The 508-nt window shown below is 71.3% G+C and carries 1 pseudogene; it reads left to right on the top strand.

Annotation, left to right across the window (positions count from 1 at the left end):
• Nucleotides 1-353: pseudogene (locus IEZ06_RS35965) on the top strand (lysine 2,3-aminomutase); the annotation flags it as partial.
• Between the last annotated feature and the right edge of the window lie 155 nt (nucleotides 354-508).

Genomic DNA, 508 nt, shown 5'->3' with positions numbered 1-508 from the left:
ACGTGATGGGCATGGTGCCGTACTACATGTTCGTCGAGCGGGACACCGGGCCGCGCGACTACTTCGCGGTGCCGCTCGCGCGGGCCCACGAGATCTTCCGGGACGCGTACGCGGACGTCTCGGGGCTGTGCCGTACCGTGCGGGGCCCGTCGATGTCGGCCACGCCCGGCAAGGTCTGCATCGACGGCGTCGCGGAGGTCGCCGGGCGGAAGGTCTTCGTGCTGCACCTCATCCAGGCGCGTGATCCCGGGCTGGTGGGCAGGCCGTTCTTCGCCGAGTACGACGAGCAGGCCCGCTGGCTGAGCGACCTGCGCCCGGCCTTCGCCGACCGCTTCCCCTACCAGACCGCCTGACCGCCTGAGACGGCGGGACGGAGGGCCGGGGAGGGCCGGACCCCGCTACGGCTTCGCCCGCCGTAGCGGGGTCCGGCCCTCCCCGGCCCTCCACGTTTGCATGATGCAATGAGGCGGGCATGGGACGAGCCGTGTAAAAACAGTGCCCATGGCAG

It is taken from the genome of Planomonospora antibiotica (assembly GCF_014647955.1).
Taxonomy (GTDB): Bacteria; Actinomycetota; Actinomycetes; order Streptosporangiales; family Streptosporangiaceae; genus Planomonospora; species Planomonospora parontospora.
The sequence above is the reverse complement of the archived record's forward strand: the minus strand, read 5'-3'. Positions and strand labels throughout refer to the sequence as shown.